General features: G+C 73.2%; 16 protein-coding genes and 1 riboswitch. Of the genes, 15 read left to right on the forward strand and 1 reads right to left on the reverse strand.

Annotated features, from left to right (window positions below):
- Positions 1-54: 54 nt before the first annotated feature.
- The 14 genes from chvE to CELGI_RS02530 all read left to right on the forward strand — a co-directional run bounded on the left by chvE (position 55) and on the right by CELGI_RS02530 (position 14,363).
- Positions 55-1,161: a multiple monosaccharide ABC transporter substrate-binding protein gene (gene chvE, locus CELGI_RS02465; RefSeq protein WP_013882533.1), complete on the forward strand. Its 1,107-nt coding sequence runs from the start codon at positions 55-57 to the stop codon at positions 1,159-1,161.
- Entirely contained in the window at positions 1,161-2,768 is a 1,608-nt protein-coding gene (locus CELGI_RS02470; RefSeq protein WP_013882534.1) for a methyl-accepting chemotaxis protein, read from the forward strand. The genes chvE and CELGI_RS02470 overlap by 1 nt, the downstream gene beginning before the upstream one ends.
- Complete coding sequence (locus CELGI_RS02475) at positions 2,768-3,916, forward strand: protein-glutamate methylesterase/protein-glutamine glutaminase (protein ID WP_013882535.1); 1,149 nt, start codon at positions 2,768-2,770, stop codon at positions 3,914-3,916. Before CELGI_RS02470 ends, CELGI_RS02475 begins: the two co-directional genes overlap by 1 nt.
- Positions 3,913-4,893: a CheR family methyltransferase gene (locus CELGI_RS02480; RefSeq protein ID WP_013882536.1), complete on the forward strand. Its 981-nt coding sequence runs from the start codon at positions 3,913-3,915 to the stop codon at positions 4,891-4,893. The genes CELGI_RS02475 and CELGI_RS02480 overlap by 4 nt, the downstream gene beginning before the upstream one ends.
- Positions 4,890-5,273 (forward strand): response regulator, encoded by a 384-nt coding sequence (locus CELGI_RS02485; RefSeq protein WP_013882537.1) that lies wholly within the window; start codon positions 4,890-4,892, stop codon positions 5,271-5,273. Before CELGI_RS02480 ends, CELGI_RS02485 begins: the two co-directional genes overlap by 4 nt.
- Positions 5,270-5,758 (forward strand): chemotaxis protein CheX, encoded by a 489-nt coding sequence (locus CELGI_RS02490; RefSeq protein ID WP_013882538.1) that lies wholly within the window; start codon positions 5,270-5,272, stop codon positions 5,756-5,758. The genes CELGI_RS02485 and CELGI_RS02490 overlap by 4 nt, the downstream gene beginning before the upstream one ends.
- Positions 5,755-6,120: a response regulator gene (locus tag CELGI_RS02495; protein WP_013882539.1), complete on the forward strand. Its 366-nt coding sequence runs from the start codon at positions 5,755-5,757 to the stop codon at positions 6,118-6,120. Before CELGI_RS02490 ends, CELGI_RS02495 begins: the two co-directional genes overlap by 4 nt.
- Complete coding sequence (locus CELGI_RS02500) at positions 6,117-6,599, forward strand: hypothetical protein (RefSeq protein ID WP_013882540.1); 483 nt, start codon at positions 6,117-6,119, stop codon at positions 6,597-6,599. The genes CELGI_RS02495 and CELGI_RS02500 overlap by 4 nt, the downstream gene beginning before the upstream one ends.
- A 116-nt stretch (positions 6,600-6,715) precedes the next feature.
- Positions 6,716-8,167 (forward strand): NCS2 family permease, encoded by a 1,452-nt coding sequence (locus tag CELGI_RS02505; protein ID WP_013882541.1) that lies wholly within the window; start codon positions 6,716-6,718, stop codon positions 8,165-8,167.
- Between the two features lie 165 nt (positions 8,168-8,332).
- Entirely contained in the window at positions 8,333-9,658 is a 1,326-nt protein-coding gene (locus tag CELGI_RS02510; protein WP_013882542.1) for a UDP-glucose dehydrogenase family protein, read from the forward strand.
- A 53-nt stretch (positions 9,659-9,711) separates the two neighbouring features.
- The gene (locus CELGI_RS02515; RefSeq protein WP_013882543.1) at positions 9,712-10,200 is read left to right on the forward strand and encodes a MarR family winged helix-turn-helix transcriptional regulator; all 489 of its coding nucleotides are present in this window, start codon (positions 9,712-9,714) and stop codon (positions 10,198-10,200) included.
- Positions 10,197-11,525, forward strand: coding sequence for an MFS transporter (locus tag CELGI_RS02520; protein WP_013882544.1), 1,329 nt, complete (start codon positions 10,197-10,199; stop codon positions 11,523-11,525). Before CELGI_RS02515 ends, CELGI_RS02520 begins: the two co-directional genes overlap by 4 nt.
- A 91-nt stretch (positions 11,526-11,616) precedes the next feature.
- On the forward strand, positions 11,617-13,431 hold the full coding sequence (locus tag CELGI_RS02525) for a DUF4012 domain-containing protein (protein WP_013882545.1): 1,815 nt from the start codon (positions 11,617-11,619) through the stop codon (positions 13,429-13,431).
- Between the two features lie 257 nt (positions 13,432-13,688).
- Complete coding sequence (locus tag CELGI_RS02530) at positions 13,689-14,363, forward strand: hypothetical protein (protein WP_013882546.1); 675 nt, start codon at positions 13,689-13,691, stop codon at positions 14,361-14,363.
- 95 nt (positions 14,364-14,458) lie between these two features.
- Here the strand turns inward: CELGI_RS02530 and serC are convergent, their stop codons facing one another.
- A complete protein-coding gene (gene serC / locus CELGI_RS02535) occupies positions 14,459-15,586 on the reverse strand; it encodes a phosphoserine transaminase (protein ID WP_041574068.1) in 1,128 nt (375 codons plus the stop codon).
- A gap of 95 nt (positions 15,587-15,681) precedes the next feature.
- Between serC and CELGI_RS02540 the strand changes: the two genes are divergently transcribed.
- Complete coding sequence (locus CELGI_RS02540; RefSeq protein WP_013882548.1) at positions 15,682-16,371, forward strand: metal-dependent transcriptional regulator; 690 nt, start codon at positions 15,682-15,684, stop codon at positions 16,369-16,371.
- 244 nt (positions 16,372-16,615) lie between these two features.
- A riboswitch (cyclic di-AMP (ydaO/yuaA leader) is annotated at positions 16,616-16,776 on the forward strand.
- Positions 16,777-16,778 lie beyond the last annotated feature (2 nt).

Raw genomic sequence — 16,778 nt, forward strand, 5'->3', positions numbered from 1 at the left:
CCACGTACTGAGCACCACCGAACCCGACCCCGTCCCGACGAGAGCGGAAGTCCCATGACCAGCACAGCCACCCGCCGGAGCCTCGCGCTCGGTCTCGCGGCCCTCACGGTGCTCACCGTGAGCGCCTGCGGGGACAGCGGCGGCGACGACGCAGCACCGGACACCCTCCTGGTGGGCGTCGCGATGCCGACGACGACCTCCGACCGGTGGATCGCCGACGGTGAGAACCTCGAGGCCCAGCTCACCTCGCTGGGCTACCAGGTGGACCTGGAGTACGCCGAGGACGACGTGCAGACGCAGGTCGACCAGATCGGCGCGATGCTCGACGCGGGTGCCTCGGCGCTCGTCGTCGGTGCCATCGACGGCACCGCGCTCAAGCAGGTGCTCGGCCGGGCCGGGGACGCGGGTGTGCCCGTCATCTCCTACGACCGCCTGATCCGGGACTCGGACGACGTCGCGTTCTACGCGTCGTTCGACAACGCGAAGGTCGGGGTGCTGCAGGGCACGTCGCTGCTGCAGGGCCTGGGCGTGCTCGACGCGTCGGGTGAGAAGACCGGTGCGAAGGGTCCGTTCCAGGTCGAGCTGTTCGCCGGCTCGACGGACGACAACAACGCCAAGGTCTTCTACGACGGCGCGATGTCGGTGCTGCAGCCCTACCTGGACGCGGGCGTGCTCGAGGTGCCCTCGGGTCAGACGGACTTCGAGACGATCGCGACGGCCGGCTGGAAGGGCGAGGTCGCGGCCGAGCGCATGGCCACGCTGCTCGAGCCGTACCAGGGCGGCGTCACGCTCGACGGCGTGCTCTCGCCGTACGACGGCATCTCGCGCGCGATCCTCGACACGGTCGCCTCGGGCCTGCCCGACGCGCCGGCCCCGCAGGTCACGGGCCAGGACGCCGAGCTCGACTCGGCCAAGCTCATCGCCAAGGGCGAGCAGCTCTCGACCATCTACAAGGACACGCGCCAGCTGGCCGAGGTCACGGTGGTCATGGTCAACGCCGCGCTCGCCGGTGCGGACCCCGAGGTCAACGACGTCACGTCGTACGACAACGGTGCGGGCGTGGTCCCGGCCTACCTCCTGGCCCCGCAGCTCGTCACCAAGGACAACTACCGCGCCGTGCTGGTCGACGGCGGCTACTACTCCGCGAAGGAGCTCGGCTGATGAGCGAGAAGCCTGCACGTCGGCGTGCAGCCTGGTTCTGGGACCGGCCCATCGGCGTGAAGTTCACCGTCGTGCTGCTGGTGCTCGGCGGCAGCTTCGCCCTGGTGGGCGGGGCGGGCGGCGTGGCGCTGTCGCGCGCGGCCGACGACCTCGAGCAGATGTCGCAGCTCAACACGCAGCTGCAGCGCGCGTTCACCAACCTGCAGTCGGAGCAGCAGCGCAGCCACCTCCTGGTGCGTCGCGCGCTCGCCGCGGACCCCGCGGCCCGCGCGCAGCTGCTGACCTCCTCGGAGTGGATCGACGACGACGCCGCGGCGCAGATCGCCGTGATCGCGACGTTCCCGTCGGCGGACACGCCGCAGTGGCGGGACTTCCTCACGCGGTGGGAGGCGTGGCAGACCTACCGCGACGCGACGCTGCTCCCGCTCGTCGAGGCCGGTGACGCCGCGGCGTTCGAGGCCGCGGTGGCGGCCAACGCGGCCGCGGACCCGGACTGGGCGGGCCGTGCGCTCGAGCTCGCGTCGGCGCAGACCGATGCGCAGGTCGTCGCGATCCAGGAGAGCGGCCAGGCCGACGCGCGGCGCATGATCGTCGTGCTCGCGCTGACGTTCGTCGTCGCGGTGCTGCTCGCGGTCACGCTCGCCGTGGCCACGATCCGCCGCATCTCGCGCTCGGTGCGGTCGGTCGCCGTCACGCTCGACGCGATGGCGACGGGCGACCTGACGCAGGGCGTCGAGGTCGCCGAGCAGGACGAGGTGGGCCGCATGGCCGCGTCGCTGGCGTCCGCGCAGGAGAGCCTGCGCACGACGTTCGGCGAGGTCGCGCGTACCGCGCAGGACGTCGCCGAGTCCGCCGAGCGGCTCGCCGGCTCCAACGCGCAGGTCTCGGACGCCGCGGGGGAGACCTCGGCGCAGGCCGGTGTGGTCGCGGCCGCCGCGGAGCAGGTGTCCCGCAACGTGCAGGCCGTCGCGGCCGGTGCCGAGCAGATGGGCGCCTCGATCCGGGAGATCGCGCAGAACGCGACCGAGGCCGCCAAGGTCGCCTCGACCGCGACGGGCGTGGCCGCGGCCGCGAACGACACGGTCTCGCGCCTGGGCACGTCCTCGGCGGAGATCGGCAACGTCGTCAAGCTCATCACGACGATCGCCGAGCAGACCAACCTGCTGGCCCTCAACGCGACGATCGAGGCCGCACGCGCCGGTGAGGCCGGCAAGGGCTTCGCGGTCGTCGCCGGTGAGGTCAAGGAGCTCGCCAACGAGACCGCCAAGGCGACCGAGGACATCGCGCGCCGCGTCGAGGCCATCCAGCACGACACGTCGGGTGCGGTCGACTCGATCGGCCAGATCTCCGGGATCATCGCGTCGATCAACGACTACCAGATGACCATCGCGTCGGCGGTCGAGGAGCAGACGGCCACCACGAACGAGATGTCGCGGGGCGTGGCCGAGGCCGCGACCGGCTCGGGCGAGATCGCCGTCAACATCACCGGTGTGGCCACGGCCGCCGACCGCTCGTCGCACGTGCTCTCGGGCGTGAGCGGCCAGGTCGACGAGCTGGCCGTCCTGTCGGGCGCGCTGCGCGACCGCGTCGCGAAGTTCACGTTCTGATGGCGGCCATCCGCGTCCTCGTCGTCGACGACTCGGTCGTCGTACGGCGGCTCGTGTCCGACGCGCTCGCGCAGGCGCCGGGTGTCGAGGTGGTGGGCGTCGCCGCGAACGGTCGGCTCGCCCAGGCGAAGGTCGCGCAGCTGCGGCCGGACGCGGTCACGATGGACATCGAGATGCCGGAGATGAACGGCATCGAGGCGGTCCGGGCGCTGCGTGCGGCCGGGCACCGGATGCCGATCATCATGTTCTCCACGCTCACCGAGCGCGGGGCCGAGGCGACGCTCGACGCGCTCGCGGCGGGCGCCACGGACTACGTGGCCAAGCCGTCGAACGTCGGCAGCGTGCAGGAGTCGATCGCCAAGGTCGCGCACGAGCTCGTGCCGCGGCTGCGCTCGCTGGTGCCCGTGCCCGGCCTGGGTGCGGGGGTCGCGGGTGCGGCCCCGGCGTCCGCCACGGGCGCCCCCGTGGCGGGTTCGGGGTTCGCGTCCGTGCCGCGTGCCGCGGTCGGTGCCGCGGCGGTGCGCCGTCCGGTCACGACGAGGCCCGCACCCGCGCCGCACGCGATGCGCCTGATGGTGCTCGGGTCCTCCACGGGTGGGCCCGAGGCGCTGTCCCGCGTGCTCTCGTCGCTCACCGCACCGCCCGCGGTGCCGGTGCTCGTGGTCCAGCACATGCCGCCCGTCTTCACGCGTCAGCTGGCCGCGCGGCTCGACCGGCTCGGCCCGGCCACCGTGGTCGAGGCCGCCGGTGGTGAGCTGCTCCGGCCCGGGACGGTCTACATCGCCCCCGGCGACCGGCACCTCGAGGTGCGGCGTGCGGGCACCGCGCTCGAGACGGTGCTCACCGACGGCCCGCCCGTGAACTTCTGCCGCCCCGCGGTGGACGTGCTGTTCCGCTCCGCGGTGCGTGCGGTCGCGGGCGACCTGCTCGCGGTCGTGCTCACGGGCATGGGCGCGGACGGCCGCACCGGCTGCCAGGAGGTCGTCGACGCGGGCGGCACCGTGCTGGTCCAGGACGAGCCGACGAGCGTCGTGTGGGGGATGCCGGGCGCGGTCGCCACCGCGGGGCTCGCCCACCAGGTCCTGCCCGTGACCGAGGTCGCGTCCGCCGTCGAGCGGGCGCTGTTCACAGGAGGTGTCGCGGCATGAGCCTGTCTGCCGAGTCCTTCGCGTTCGTCGCCGACCTGGTCCGTCGGCGCAGCGCGATCCAGCTCACCCCGGGCAAGGAGTACCTGGTCGAGTCCAGGCTGCTCCCGCTGGCCCGCGAGGCGGGTCTTGACGTCGACGGGTACGTGGCGATGCTGCGCACCCAGCCGGCGTCGCCCGCGGTCACCGACGTGATCGAGGCCATGACCACCAACGAGACGTCGTGGTTCCGCGACGGCGCGCCCTACCAGGCGCTGCGCGGCACGGAGCTGCCCCGCATCGTGGACGCGCGCCGCGGCGTGGGACGCCTGCGCATCTGGTCCGCCGCGTGCTCCACGGGTCAGGAGCCGTACTCGCTCGCGATGTGCCTGCACGAGGACCTGCCGGCCGCCATGAGTGCGGAGATCGTCGCGACCGACCTGTCCGAGCAGGTGCTGTCCCGCGCCCGCGCGGGCCGCTACTCGCAGCTCGAGGTCAACCGCGGCATGCCCGCGCAGATGCTCGTGCAGCACCTGCGGCGCGTGGGTACGGAGTGGGAGATCGCCGAGAACCTGCGGCGCATGATCTCGTTCCGCGCGCACAACCTGCTCGACACCCCGCCGCCCGGGCCGTACGACATCGTGTTCCTGCGGAACGTGCTCATCTACTTCGACCCGCCCACCAAGCGGGCGATCCTCGACCGCGTGCTGCGCGTGCTGCGGCCCGACGGCGTGCTGTTCCTCGGCGCGGCCGAGACCACGCTGGGCGTCCACGACGGCTACGAGCGGGTCACGATCGACCGCACGTCGGTCTACCGCCCCGCGGGTGCCTCGGCGGTCACGCCGCTCACCGGAGCCGTCCCCGCGCAGCGCACCGCGCTGCCGGCCACCGGCACCGACGGGCTCGCCGCCCGGACCGCGGCCCTGGGTGCGCGCCCGGTCGTCGCGCCCGCCCGACCCGCCACCTATCCCGTCCCCCTGAGTGGAGGAACCGCCCGATGAGAGCACTGGTGATCGACGACTCGCGCACGATGCGCCGCATCGTCGCGGGCACGTTGGAACGACTCGGGTTCGAGACCCTGCAGGCCGAGCACGGCCGCGAGGCGCTCGACCACCTCGAGGCCGGGGAGCACGTGGACCTGGCCTGCATCGACTGGAACATGCCCGTGATGGACGGGCTGACCTTCGTGACCCAGGTGCGGGCCAACCCGGCCTGGCGCGACGTCACGCTCATGATGGTGACGACGGAGAGCGAGCACGGGCAGATCGTCCGGGCGCTGGCCGCGGGCGCGCACGAGTACCTGATCAAGCCGTTCACCCCGGACGCCATCCGCGACAAGCTCGACCTGCTCGGGCTCGTCCCCGTCGAGGAGCTCGCATGACCACCACCACCGTCGACCACGACGCGGTCCACGCCATCGCCCAGGAGGTCTTCGCCGCGATGGTCGACGGCGACCTCGGCCTGCTGCTGCCCTGGGACGGCGACCTGCCCGAGCTGCCCGACGCGGTCGTCGCGTGGGTGGACCTGCACGGCGAGTGGTCGGGCCGTGCGGTCCTGGTCACCGCGCACGAGACCGCCGAGGACCTGGCGCGCGCGCTGCTCGCGCTCGAGTCCGGCTCCGTGGTCTCCCGCCCCGACCTCGAGGACGCGTTCGGTGAGATCGCGAACGTGGTCGGCGGCAACCTCAAGTCCCTGCTGCCCCACGCGGGCACCCTCGGCCTGCCGCAGGTCGGCTCCGAGGTCCCGCCGCTCGCCGGTGCGGTCCGGGTGCAGCATCTCCCCCTGTCCTGGCGGGGGCGCCTGCTCGTCGTCGACGTGTGGGTGACACTCGGTGAGACCGGCACCACCTCTGGAGGAAACCGATGAGCATCAGCGTCCTGGTCACCGACGACAGCCGCGTGATGCGGCAGATCGTCATCCGCACCCTGCGCCAGGCCGGCTACGACTGGGACGTCCGGGAGGCCGCCGACGGCGCGGAGGCGCTCGCCGCGGTCCAGGCCGACGAGCCCGACGTCGTGCTGTCCGACTGGAACATGCCGAACATGACGGGTATCGAGCTCCTGCACAACCTGCGCCGCGCGGGCTACCAGACCCCCTTCGGGTTCGTCACGTCCGAGGGCTCGCCCGAGATGCGCGAGATGGCCGAGTCCGCGGGTGCGCTGTTCCTCATCGCCAAGCCGTTCACCCCGGAGGGCTTCCGCGAGGTCATCGAGCCGGTGCTCGCATGAGTGCCGAGACCCCGCTGCCCAACGCCAAGGAGGTCCGCGAGCTCGTCGAGGGCCTCATCGGGCGTGAGGTCGGCGTCGAGACCGGCGGCGTCATGGTGGACCCCGCGCAGGGCGCGCTGGTCGGCATCTACGTCGACCGCAACCTGCGCCTGGCCGCGCTCGTGCTGATGGACGTGCCGCTGGCCGCCTACGTGGGCGCCGCGCTCGGCCTGGTGCCGCTGCGCACGGCCGCGGAGGCCGCCGAGCTCGGCGCGCTGCCGACGTCGCTCTCGGAGAACGCGGGCGAGGTCCTCAACGTCACCGCGTCGCTGTTCAACCACGAGGGTGCCCCGCACCTGCGCCTGGACCGCGTGTACCAGCCGGGCGAGGCGCTGCCGGGCGACGTCGCACCCTGGGTGCTGTCCTACGTGCGCCGCACGGACCTCACCATGGAGGTCTCGGGCTACGGGACGGGTGCGTTCTCGCTGCTCGTCCTGTGACCTCGGTCCCGCCGGCGTGCCGTCGGCGGGACCCGTCACCCGTCCGGCGCCGGGTGGCCCGTGATCATGCGTGAGAACGACATCTGCGCGTGACACGGGTCTGCCATCATGCGCGCATGGCATCGACCTCGGGCGCGACGACGACGCGCACAGCTCCCCCCACGAACCCCGTCGACCGCTACTTCAAGATCACCGAGCGTGGCTCGACGATCGGCACCGAGATCCGCGGCGGCCTGGTCACGTTCTTCACGATGGCGTACATCGTCGTGCTGAACCCGATGATCCTCGGCAGCACGGACAGCACGGGCGCGAAGCTCGCCGAGCCGACGACGATCGCCGCGACGACCGCGCTGGTCGCGGGCGTGCTGACGATCCTCATGGGCGTGTTCGCGAACTTCCCGCTCGCGCTCGCCACCGGCCTGGGCCTGAACGCCGTGGTGGCGTTCTCGATCGCGATCCTGCCGGACATGACGTGGCAGGACGCCATGGGCATCGTGGTGCTCGAGGGTCTGCTGATCTTCGTGCTGGTGCTCACGGGCTTCCGCAAGGCCGTGTTCGAGGCGGTCCCCGCATGGCTCAAGACGTCCATCAGCGTGGGCATCGGCCTGTTCATCGCGTTCATCGGCTTCTACGACGCGGGCTTCGTCCGCGTCCCGTGGATCCCGGGCTCGGAGTCGGCGCCCGCGACGCCCGTCGAGCTCGGCGTGGGCGGCTCGATCGCCTCGTGGCCCGTGGCCGTGTTCGTGCTCGGCCTGCTGCTGACCATCGTGCTCATGGTCAAGAAGGTCCGGGGCGCGATCCTCATCTCGATCGTCGCGACGACGGCCGTGGCCATCGCGCTCGAGGCAGTCACGGACCAGAACTGGAAGCTGGGCAAGCCCGCGCTGCCCGACGCCGTGGTCGACGCGCCCGACTTCTCGCTGCTGGGCCACTTCTCGCTGTTCGGCTCGTTCGACAAGATCGGCGTCGTCGCGGCGCTGCTGCTGGTGTTCTCGCTGCTGCTCGCGGACTTCTTCGACACGATGGGCACCATGGTCGCCGTGGGCGGCGAGGCGGGCCTGCTCGACGAGAAGGGCAACCCGCCGCAGTCCCAGCGCATCCTGGTGGTCGACTCGATCGCCGCGGCCGCGGGTGGTGCCGCGGGCATCTCGAGCAACACGTCCTACATCGAGTCCGCGGCGGGCGTCGGCGACGGTGCGCGCACGGGCCTGGCGTCGGTGGTCACGGGCATCGCGTTCCTGCTGGCCACGTTCCTGGCACCGCTCGTCGCCGTGATCCCGTCGGAGGCCGCGGCGCCCGCGCTCGTGGTGGTCGGCTTCCTCATGGTCACGCAGGTCACGGACATCGACTGGACCGACTGGTACATCGCGATCCCCGCGTTCTTCGCGATCATCCTCATGCCGTTCACGTACTCGATCACCGCGGGCATCGGCGCGGGCGTGATCCTGTACGTGCTGCTGCAGGTGGTCGCGCGCAAGACGCGCCAGGTCCACGTGCTCATGTGGATCATCACGGCGCTGTTCGTCCTGTACTTCGTGCGCGGCCCGGTCGAGCAGCTCGTCGGCTGACGGCGCCGAGCTGCACCGAGCCCGACGGCCCGGCACCCCTGGTGGGTGCCGGGCCGTCGTCGTCGCAGGGCTCCGCGCACCGCGCCGGGACCCACGGCGTGGGGGAGGCCCCTCGCGGGCCGGTACCCTCGATCCGGCTTTCCCCGAGCAGTCAGGAGCGTCGTCGTGCGGATCAGCGTCATCGGTTGTGGCTACCTGGGCGCGGTGCACGCCGCCGCCATGGCCTCGCTCGGCCACGAGGTGGTGGGCATCGACGTCGACCAGGCGAAGATCGACTCGCTGCGCGCGGGCCGCGCGCCGTTCTACGAGCCCGGCCTGCCGGAGCTGCTGCTCGAGGCGGGCGCGTCGGGCGGCCTGACGTTCGGCACGGACATCGCGGCCGTCGCGGGTGCTCGCGTGCACTTCGTGTGCGTCGGCACGCCGCAGATGAAGGGCGAGTTCCGCGCGGACCTGTCCTACGTCGACGCCTCGATCGCGGCCCTCGTCCCGCACCTGCAGCCCGGCGACGTCGTCGTGGGCAAGTCGACCGTCCCGGTGGGCACCGCCGAGCGGCTCGCGGTCGAGCTCGAGCCCACGGGCGCCACGCTCATCTGGAACCCCGAGTTCCTGCGCGAGGGCTTCGCGGTCGAGGACACGCTGCACCCCGACCGGTTCGTCTACGGCCTGCCGACCGACGACGCGGGCGTCGTCACGCCCGCGGGCGACGCGGCCCGCACGCTGCTCGACGAGGTCTACGCGACGCCGCTGGCCGACGACACCCCGCAGGTGCTCACCGACTACGCGACCGCGCAGCTGGTCAAGGTCGCGGCGAACTCGTTCCTGGCGACCAAGATCTCGTTCATCAACGCCATGGCCGAGCTGTGCGAGGCCACCGGTGCGGACGTCACGCAGCTCGCGGACGCGATCGGCTACGACGTGCGCATCGGCCGGCGGTTCCTCAACGCGGGCCTGGGCTTCGGTGGCGGCTGCCTGCCCAAGGACATCCGTGCGTTCATGGCCCGTGCCGGCGAGCTGGGCGTGGACCAGGCGCTGACGTTCCTGCGCGAGGTGGACTCCATCAACGGCCGCCGGCGCGAGCGCATGGTGGACCTGGCGCGTGAGGTGTGCGGGGGCTCGCTCGTCGGCAAGCGCGTCGCGGTGCTGGGCGCGACGTTCAAGCCGAACTCCGACGACATCCGCGACTCGCCCGCGCTCGCGGTCGCGCTCGGGCTCGAGAAGCAGGGTGCGCACGTCGTCGTGACGGACCCGCAGGGTCTGGAGAACGCGCGTCAGGCGTGGCCCGAGCTGCACTACGCCGACGACGTGCTGGACGCGGTGCGGGACGCCGACGCGGTGCTGCTCGGCACCGAGTGGTCGCAGTACCGCGAGCTCGAGCCGGACGTGCTGGGCGGGCTCGTCGCGGGCAAGCACATGCTCGACGGCCGCAACGTGCTCGACCCGGTGCAGTGGCGGGCCGCGGGCTGGACGTACCGCGCGCTCGGACGCCCCTGAGCCAGGGGGCTGCGGATGATCGTTACCCAAGGTAATGAGGTAGGGTAACGATCATGTCCTCCACCGCGCCCGTGCCCCCCACGAGCGACCCGGTGCTGGACCTCCTGCAGGACCCCGCGCACGACCCGGTGCACGACCTCGCGGCCGAGCTGCGCGGTGCGATCGCGGTCTCGTCGCGGCGCATCCGCGCCGAACGGGGTGACGCGGGCCTGACCGACCCGCAGTACAGCGTGCTGATGTGGCTCGACAAGCGAGGTCCGCTCACGCCCGGCCAGCTCGCCGAGCTCGAGCGCGTGCAGCCCCCGACGGTCACCCGCACGGTCAACTGCCTCGTCGAGGACGGGCTGGTCGCCAAGGGCGAGCACCCCAGCGACGGGCGCGCGGTGCTGGTGTCGCTGACCGCCGCGGGGATCGCCGAGGTCGCGGAGACGCGCCGCCGCCGGCACCTGTGGCTGGCCGGCCGTCTGGCGGACCTCACCGACGACGAGCGCGCGCTGCTGGCCGACGCCGCGGGCGTGCTGCGCAGGCTGGCCGAGTCATGAGCACGTTCGACTCGCTGCGCTACTTCAACTACCGGCTGTGGTTCGCCGGCGCGCTCGTGGCGAACGTCGGCACGTGGATGCAGCGCGTCGCGCAGGACTGGCTGGTCCTGACCGTGCTCACGTCGGAGTCCGGTGTCGCGGTGGGGGTCACCACCGCGCTGCAGTTCGCGCCCGTGCTGGTGCTGTCCGCGTGGGCGGGCCTGCTGGCCGATCGCGTCGACCGCCGCAAGCTGCTCGTCGCTACCCAGGTGGGTCAGGGCGTGCTCGCGGCCGGGCTGGGTGTGCTCGTGCTCGGCGGGCACGCGCAGCTGTGGCACGTGTACCTGTTCGCGGGGCTGCTCGGCTGCGTCTCGGCGATCGACGCCCCGGTCCGCCAGACGTTCGTCGCCGAGCTGGTCCCGCCCGAGAAGCTGTCGAACGCCGTCGGCCTCAACAGCGCGTCGTTCAACGCCGCACGCCTGATCGGTCCCGGCGTCGCGGGCCTGCTCATCGCGTGGGTCGGTCCGGGCTGGGTGTTCGTCATCAACGCCGTGACGTTCGGCGCCACGATCCTGGCGCTGACCGGCATGCGCAGCCGCGAGCTGCGCTCGATGCCGTCCGCGCCGCGGGCCAAGGGGCAGATCCGGGACGGCATCCGCTACGTGCGGAACCGCTCGGACATCCTGGTCATCATGGTCGTGGTCGGCGTGGTCTCGACGTTCGGCCTCAACTTCCAGCTCACCAGCGCGCTCATGGCGCGCACCGAGTTCGGCAAGGGTGCGGGGGAGTACGGCATCCTCGGCTCGGTCCTGGCGATCGGCTCGCTGACCGGCGCGCTGCTGGCCGCGCGGCGCGAGCGTCCGCGCGTGCGGCTGGTGATCGGGTCCGCGTTCGCGTTCGGCATCACCACGGGCGTCATGGCGCTCATGCCGACGTACGTCTCGTTCGCGATCGCGTGCATCCCCGTGGGCCTGGCGTCGCTGACCATGATGACCGCCGCGAACGCGACCATCCAGATGACCACCGAGCCCGCGATGCGCGGCCGCGTGATGGCGCTCTACATGATCGTGTTCCTGGGCGCGACGCCCGTGGGCTCGCCCATCGTCGGGTGGGTCGGTGAGGAGCTCGGCGCCCGCTGGTCCATCGGCATCGGCTCGATCTCGGCGCTCCTGGTGTCCGCGGGCGCGGCGCTGTGGGCCCGCCGCGCGTGGGACGTGCAGGTGCGCTACCACCTGTCCCGCCCGCACCTGGAGGTCCTGCACCCCGCGCAGGTGGAGGGCGTGCGCGAGTCGGCCGCCCGCCGGGTCGGTGCGCAGGACGCCGCGGACCGCGCCTCGGCGGCCTGACCGCACGTCGATCGGGTGAGCAGTCCGGCACGCGGGTGAATCCCGCGGACGCGACGGTGGTCCGCCGCGTCCGATATGTCACGATCGCGGCATGAGTGCCCAGGTCGACGACGCGTCCGCGGCGCCGACGCCGGACGCCCGGCCCGCCCGGCCCCGCCGCCGCGCGCGCCGCGTGCTGCTCGGCGTGCTGGCGCTGCTCCTGCTCGTCGTCGCGGCGCTCGCGTGGCTCGCGTACCGCGGTGCGGGAGCCGTGGACGCGCTGCGGGACGCGCAGGACGCGCTCGCGGACGTGACGGCGCAGGACGGGGCGCTGGACGGGAGCGAGAGCCTGGCCGCGCTCGAGGCGAGCCTGCCCGCGCTGCAGGACGCGACGGCGCGGGCCGAGGAGCGGACCGACGACCCGGTGTGGCGGGCCGCGGAGCACGTCCCGTGGCTGGGGGACCAGCTCACCGCGGTCCGTGCCGTGAGCCTGTCGCTCGACGAGGTCGCCGCGCGGGCGCTGCCCGCGACGGTCCAGGCCGGCGCGCTGCTGACCGGTGACGGCCTGCGGGCCGACGATGGCCGGATCGACCTCGCCGCCGTGCAGGACGTGGCCGCACCGGTCGCGGACGCGGCCGGTGTCGCGCGCACGGCGCACGAGCGCGTCGCCCGCCTCGACCGCACCGACCTGGTGGGCCTGCTCGACGACGCGGTCGGCGACGTGGACGACGCGCTGACCGAGCTCGCGGCCACGCTCGACGGCGCGTCCGACGTCACCCGGCTCCTGCCGCCGCTGCTGGGTGCCGACGGCCCGCGCACCTACCTGGTCCTGGCGCTCAACTCGGCCGAGCTACGGACCTCCGGCGGCATCGTGGGCGCGGTGCTCGAGCTGCGCGTCGACGACGGCCGGGTGTCGCTGGTGCGGCAGGTCGCGGCGCGCGACGTGGCGGTGGCCGACGAGCCCGTCCTCGCGCTGTCGGACGCCGAGCTCGCGATCCTCGGGACGCCGCTGGGCCGGTACATGCAGAACGCGTCGGGCTCACCCGACTTCCCGCGCACCGCGGCCATCGCGACCGCGCTGTGGGAGGCCGACGGCGGCGACCCGGTCGACGGTGTGATCGCGACCGATCCCGTGACGGTGCGCCTGGTGCTGCGCGCCACGGGCCCGCTGCCCGGACCCGGCGGCAAGGCGATCCGCGGCAGCACGTTCCTGCAGAAGGCCCTGCGCGACGTGTACCTCGAGGTCGACGACGACGCGCAGGCCGACGCGTACTTCGCGGCCGTGGCGGCCACGGTGCTGGGCGCGGTCGGATCGGGGACGGGCGACGCCGAGGAGCTGGTGCGTGCCGCGGCCCGGTCCGTGGACGAGCGCCGCGTGCGGATCTGGTCGGCGCATCCGGACGAGCAGGCGGTGCTCGCGCGCTCGACGATCGGCGGGGCGTTCCTGAGCGGCGGTGCGCCGCAGGCCGTGGGCGTCTTCCTCGACGACGCGACCACCGCCAAGCTCGACTACGACCTGACGTCCGAGGTCACCGTCGAGGAGCTCGAGTGCTCCGGGCCCTCGCCGACCGCGACCGTGCGCATCGACCTCGCGTACGACCCACCGGCCGACGTCGCGACGTGGCGCGACTCGGTGCTGGGCATCCGGCCGCACCTGCTGCCGCGCGGCTGGCTCGACACGCGCGTCACGGTCTACGGCCCGGTCGGGGGTCAGGTCGGGGCGCTCGCGCAGGACGAGGGGTTCGTCGGTGTCCCGCTGCAGGAGCAGGGGCGCGAGGTGCGCACCACGGCGGTGGTGCTGGCGCCGGGCCAGGAGACGACGCTCCGGGTCACGGTGCCGGTGGTGGACGGCGTGGTCGACGTGTGGACCACGCCGACGCTCGGGGCGCCCGGCGCGGTCCTCGCGCGGTGCGTGGCGCACTCGTGACGCGCACGCGTGTATCGGCGGGCCGCGGGCGGGCTCCTTCCTGCACAGCCGAGCCACTCGGCTGCTGACCGAAATCACCCGATCGGTTGCTGCTCTCCGGGTGCTCGACGCGCGAGGATGGTCCCGATATGTACGATTCGTCCGATCCAACGCGAGAGCAGTCGCACCGCGCCGCGCACCCCGCGGCCGGGGCCGCCGCTCCGCTCACCGGCAGGACTGACCTCCTGCACGACGCTCCCCCGAGGTGGCACGGTCTCATGAGCAGGTTCGTCAAGGCAGCGTTCGCGCTGGTCCTCCCCGCACTGGCCCTCGTGGCGGTGCCCTCCGCGGCATCGGCGGAGGTCGCACCGGCCCCCGCGGCCACGTCGGACGGCTGCCTCGACCCCGAGCCCGACGACTACGGCCCGCCCGAGCCGTGCGAGCTGCACGTCAAGGTCCTCACGCCGTTCTGCGACAACGAGGTGCCCAAGCTCCGCTACCAGGTCGAGGCCGTCGGCACGCCCAACAAGACCGTGAAGATCACGTGGGTCAACCCCACGGGTTCGTCCGTGGTGCTCGACGACCTGCCGCTCGAGGGCGTCGTGAACTGGCCCGGCGCGGTGGAGGAGAACGGCCGCGGCGTGGACTGGCCGGGCTGGACCCAGCTGCCGGACGGCACGTGGGTCGAGGGTGACGAGTTCGACTGGGTCCGCCCGTCGGTCGACGTGCTCTTCCAGGTCAACCCGGAGACCACGGTCTCGGTCGCCTACCCGCCGTCGCGGCCCGACTGCAACACCAACCCGCCGGACAGCGAGGTGCTCTCGGACGACCCGGAGCTGTCCGCCACGGGTGCGAACGCGCTGCCGATCGCGCTGGCCGGTGGCGGCCTGGTGGTCGCGGGCGGGCTCGCGCTCGCCGCCGCGATGTGGCACCGCCGCCGCGCACAGGTCTGACGCACGCAGGACGCGCCCCCGCACGGGGGTGACGACGACGGGGCCGCGGGTGCCATGAGCCCGCGGCCCCGTCGTGCGCCAGGCGGGGGTGCGGCTCAGCCGAGCTGCTCGACCACGTGGTCGACGCACGCCGTCAGCGCGAGCACGTCGTCCGGGTCCACCGCGGGGTAGACCGCGACGCGCAGCTGGTTGCGGCCCAGCCGGCGGTAGGGCTCGACGTCGACGACGCCGTGCGCGCGCAGCACCTTCGTCACGGTGGACGCCTCGATCTCGGGGTCCAGGTCGATCGTCGCGACCACGGGTGAGCGGTGCGCGGGGTCGGGCACGAACGGCGTCGCCCAGTCGCGCGCCTCCGCCCAGGCGTACAGGTGGCCCGACGAGGTGGCGCTCCGACCGGCGGCGAACTCCAGGCCGCCGTTCTCGAGCATCCAGTCGAGCTGCTCGGCCAGCAGCAGCAGCGTCGCGATCGCGGGCGTGTTGAGCGTCTGGTCCAGGCGCGAGCTCGCGACCGCGGTGCTCAGGGACAGGCTCTCGGGCACCCACCGGTCGGCCTCGACGCGCGCGGCCCGCTCCACCGCGGCGGGGGACAGCGCCGCGAGCCACAGGCCGCCGTCGGACGCGAACGACTTCTGCGGCGCGAAGTAGTAGACGTCGGTCTGCGCGACGTCCACGGGGATCCCGCCTGCGGCGGACGTCGCGTCGACGACGACGAGCGCACCCTGCTCACGCGAGCCCGCGACGCGGCGCACCGGCGCCGCGGCGCCCGTGGACGTCTCGTTCTGCGGCCACGCGTAGACGTCGACCCCGTCGGCCAGGGCGGGGACGGCCACGCCGCCCGGCGCGGCGGTGGTGACCACGGGCTCGTCGAGGAACGGCGCGCGTGCCGCCGCGGCGGCGAACTTGGCGCCGAACTCGCCGAACGAGCCGTGAGCGGAGCGCTGCTGGACCAGGCACAGCGTGGCCACGTCCCAGAACAGCGTGGAGCCGCCGTTGCCGAGCGCGATCTCGTACCCGTCGGGCAGGCCCAGGAGCTCGCCGAGCCCAGTGCGCACGCGGCCGACGAGCCCGCGCACGGGCGCCTGGCGGTGCGACGTGCCGAGCAGCGTGCGGCCCGCGGACGCGAGCGCCTCGACCTGCTCGGCGCGCACCTTCGAGGGGCCGGAGCCGAACCGGCCGTCCCGGGGGAGCAGGTCGGCGGGGATCGTGGGCAGCGTCTCGGGCACGTCGCGAGGATAGAGCCCGCGGCTCGCGCGCACGAGCAACTACCCTGTGAGGGCGGCCGCCAGCACCGGCCGCGGGCGAATGGGGAGGCGGCGCGGTGAGCGACCTGATCGACACGACGGAGATGTACCTCAAGACGGTCTACGAGCTCACCGAGGAAGGCATCACCCCGCTGCGGGCCCGGATCGCCGAGCGCCTCGGGCACTCGGGGCCGACCGTCTCGCAGACCGTCGCCCGGATGGAGCGTGACGGGCTCGTCGTGGTCACCGGTGACCGGCACCTCGAGCTCACCGAGCTGGGCCGCGCGAAGGCCGTGCGCGTGATGCGCAAGCACCGCCTGGCCGAGCGGCTCCTCACCGACATCGTCGGGCTCGAGTGGCCCTACGTGCACGAGGAGGCGTGCCGCTGGGAGCACGTCATGAGCGAGCGCGTCGAGAAGCGCCTCGCGGCCCTGCTCGACCACCCGCACTTCGACCCGTACGGCAACCCGATCCCCGGGCTCTCGGAGATCGGCGAGGAGCAGACCCGCATCGAGTTCCTGGACGGCGTGACACCGCTCGTCGGGGCGGACGTGGCCGCCGGACGCGTGCGGGTCGCGCGCATCGCCGAGCCGCTGCAGGTGGACGTCGAGCTGCTCACGCGGCTCGCGGACGCCGGGATCCTGCCCGGCGTGGAGATCACCGTCGAGCGTGCGCCCGGGACCACCACGGTGGGCGTCCCGGACGGCGCCGTGGTGCTGGACCTGCCCGACGAGGTCGCGCGGCACATCTTCGTCGGGACCGTCTGACGTCCGTGATCTGAGACACACTGCCGAGGCGTGGTCGCCTCGGTGGTCCCTGCGACACGCTCCCACGCCCGTGACCTGGCGTGTCGTCCGCGCGCCGTGCGTGGTGCAGGTCGGCTGTCCAGTTTCTTCCAGATTTCTCGTGATCGGAACGTGACAATCGCGGACGGGCTCATGTACGGTCGACCTGCTTCGCCGGAACCCCTCCTCCACGAAGCCCTCGAGCGGGACGCCTAGCCCTGCCGCCGCAAGAGGTCCGCTCGAACCGCCGGCAGGGGCGGGGGACCCAAATCTGGGCGCTCAGGCGCCCTTGGGGTGAAGCCCCGTCGTGGAGCGATCCACGGCGAGGCCGGGTGTTCTCCCACCCGAACCCGACAGCTGACCTCGTAGGCGACAAGGAGAGGCACGCG

It is taken from the genome of Cellulomonas gilvus ATCC 13127, assembly GCF_000218545.1.
GTDB lineage: Bacteria > Actinomycetota > Actinomycetes > Actinomycetales > Cellulomonadaceae > Cellulomonas > Cellulomonas gilvus.